We start from the raw sequence: 3,051 nt of genomic DNA, 5'->3' as shown, positions 1-3,051 counted from the left end.
GGTGGAGGAGAAGCGAGGAGTTCGAGGAAGCGACTGAGCGAAGACCGGAGCGTATTTTACATACGTGAGGATCTGAGTGAAGGAAGCTGACGAAGAAATCCGAAGGTTATCATCCGCCATTTGGTTAAGTTAGAAAGGGCGCACGGTGGATGCCTTGGCACTAGGAGCCGATGAAGGACGGGACTAACACCGATATGCTTCGGGGAGCTGTAAGTAAGCTTTGATCCGAAGATTTCCGAATGGGGAAACCCACTGTTCGTAATGGAACAGTATCTACACCTGAATTCATAGGGTGATGAAGGCAGACCCGGGGAACTGAAACATCTAAGTACCCGGAGGAAGAGAAAGCAAACGCGATTTCCTGAGTAGCGGCGAGCGAAACGGAACATAGCCCAAACCAAGAGGCTTGCCTCTTGGGGTTGTAGGACACTCAACATGGAGTTACAAAGGAACGGGGTAGGCGAAGAGATCTGGAAAGATCCGTCACAGAAGGTAAAAACCCTGTAGCTGAAACTTCGTTCCCTCCTGAGTGGATCCTGAGTACGGCGGGACACGAGAAATCCCGTCGGAAGCAGGGAGGACCATCTCCCAAGGCTAAATACTCCCTAGTGACCGATAGTGAACCAGTACCGTGAGGGAAAGGTGAAAAGCACCCCGGAAGGGGAGTGAAAGAGATCCTGAAACCGTGTGCCTACAAGTAGTCAGAGCCCATTTACGGGTGATGGCGTGCCTTTTGTAGAATGAACCGGCGAGTTACGATTACATGCAAGGTTAAGTTGATAAGACGGAGCCGCAGCGAAAGCGAGTCTGAATAGGGCGAATGAGTATGTGGTCGTAGACCCGAAACCAGGTGATCTACCCATGTCCAGGGTGAAGTTCAGGTAACACTGAATGGAGGCCCGAACCCACGCACGTTGAAAAGTGCGGGGATGAGGTGTGGGTAGCGGAGAAATTCCAATCGAACCTGGAGATAGCTGGTTCTCTCCGAAATAGCTTTAGGGCTAGCCTCAACGCAAGAGTCTTGGAGGTAGAGCACTGATTGGACTAGGGGCCCCCATCGGGTTACCGAATTCAGTCAAACTCCGAATGCCAAAGACTTATCGTTGGGAGTCAGACTGCGAGTGATAAGATCCGTAGTCAAAAGGGAAACAGCCCAGACCACCAGCTAAGGTCCCAAAGTTTATGTTAAGTGGAAAAGGATGTGGAGTTGCTTAGACAACCAGGATGTTGGCTTAGAAGCAGCCACCATTTAAAGAGTGCGTAATAGCTCACTGGTCGAGTGACTCCGCGCCGAAAATGTACCGGGGCTAAACATAACACCGAAGCTGTGGATTGATACCGTTGGTATCAGTGGTAGGAGAGCGTTCTAAGGGCATAGAAGCCAGACCGGAAGGACTGGTGGAGCGCTTAGAAGTGAGAATGCCGGTATGAGTAGCGAAAGAAGGGTGAGAATCCCTTCCACCGTATGCCTAAGGTTTCCTGAGGAAGGCTCGTCCGCTCAGGGTTAGTCGGGACCTAAGCCGAGGCCGAAAGGCGTAGGCGATGGACAACAGGTTGATATTCCTGTACCACCAATTCATCGTTTGAGCAATGGGGGGACGCAGGAGGATAGGGTAAGCGCGCTGTTGGATATGCGCGTCCAAGCAATTAGGCTGATAATGAGGCAAATCCCATTATCATTAAGGCTGAGTTGTGATGGCGAGGGAAATAGAGTACCGAAGTTCCTGATTCCACACTGCCAAGAAAAGCCTCTAGCGAGATGAAGGGTGCCCGTACCGCAAACCGACACAGGTAGGCGAGGAGAGAATCCTAAGGTGTGCGAGAGAACTCTCGTTAAGGAACTCGGCAAAATGACCCCGTAACTTCGGGAGAAGGGGTGCTTTTTAGGGTGCATAGCCCTGAAAAGCCGCAGTGAATAGGCCCAGGCGACTGTTTAGCAAAAACACAGGTCTCTGCGAAGCCGCAAGGCGAAGTATAGGGGCTGACGCCTGCCCGGTGCTGGAAGGTTAAGGGGAGAGGTTAGCGCAAGCGAAGCTTTGAACCGAAGCCCCAGTAAACGGCGGCCGTAACTATAACGGTCCTAAGGTAGCGAAATTCCTTGTCGGGTAAGTTCCGACCCGCACGAAAGGCGTAACGATCTGGGCACTGTCTCAACGAGAGACTCGGTGAAATTATAGTACCTGTGAAGATGCAGGTTACCCGCGACAGGACGGAAAGACCCCGTGGAGCTTTACTGCAGCCTGATATTGAATTTTGGTACAGCTTGTACAGGATAGGTAGGAGCCTTTGAAGCCGGAGCGCCAGCTTCGGTGGAGGCGTCGGTGGGATACTACCCTGGCTGTATTGAAATTCTAACCCGCGCCCCTTATCGGGGCGGGAGACAGTGTCAGGCGGGCAGTTTGACTGGGGCGGTCGCCTCCTAAAATGTAACGGAGGCGCCCAAAGGTTCCCTCAGAATGGTTGGAAATCATTCGCAGAGTGTAAAGGCACAAGGGAGCTTGACTGCGAGACCTACAAGTCGAGCAGGGACGAAAGTCGGGCTTAGTGATCCGGTGGTTCCGCATGGAAGGGCCATCGCTCAACGGATAAAAGCTACCCCGGGGATAACAGGCTTATCTCCCCCAAGAGTCCACATCGACGGGGAGGTTTGGCACCTCGATGTCGGCTCATCGCATCCTGGGGCTGTAGTCGGTCCCAAGGGTTGGGCTGTTCGCCCATTAAAGCGGTACGCGAGCTGGGTTCAGAACGTCGTGAGACAGTTCGGTCCCTATCCGTCGCGGGCGCAGGAAATTTGAGAGGAGCTGTCCTTAGTACGAGAGGACCGGGATGGACGCACCGCTGGTGTACCAGTTGTCTTGCCAAAGGCATCGCTGGGTAGCTATGTGCGGACGGGATAAGTGCTGAAAGCATCTAAGCATGAAGCCCCCCTCAAGATGAGATTTCCCATAGCGTCAAGCTAGTAAGATCCCTGAAAGATGATCAGGTTGATAGGTCAGGGGTGGAAGCGTGGTGACACGTGGAGCTGACTGATACTAATCGATCGAGGACTTA

1 rRNA gene is annotated in these 3,051 nt (G+C 52.8%); it reads left to right on the top strand.

Going from position 1 to position 3,051, the window contains the following annotated elements:
• Positions 1-122 precede the first annotated feature (122 nt).
• Positions 123-3,051, top strand: a 23S ribosomal RNA gene (locus CVD28_RS19845); the annotation flags it as partial.

The sequence above is a fragment of the Bacillus sp. M6-12 genome (assembly GCF_002860285.1).
Taxonomy (GTDB): domain Bacteria; phylum Bacillota; class Bacilli; order Bacillales; family DSM-1321; genus Peribacillus.
The sequence above is the reverse complement of the archived record's forward strand: the minus strand, read 5'-3'. Positions and strand labels throughout refer to the sequence as shown.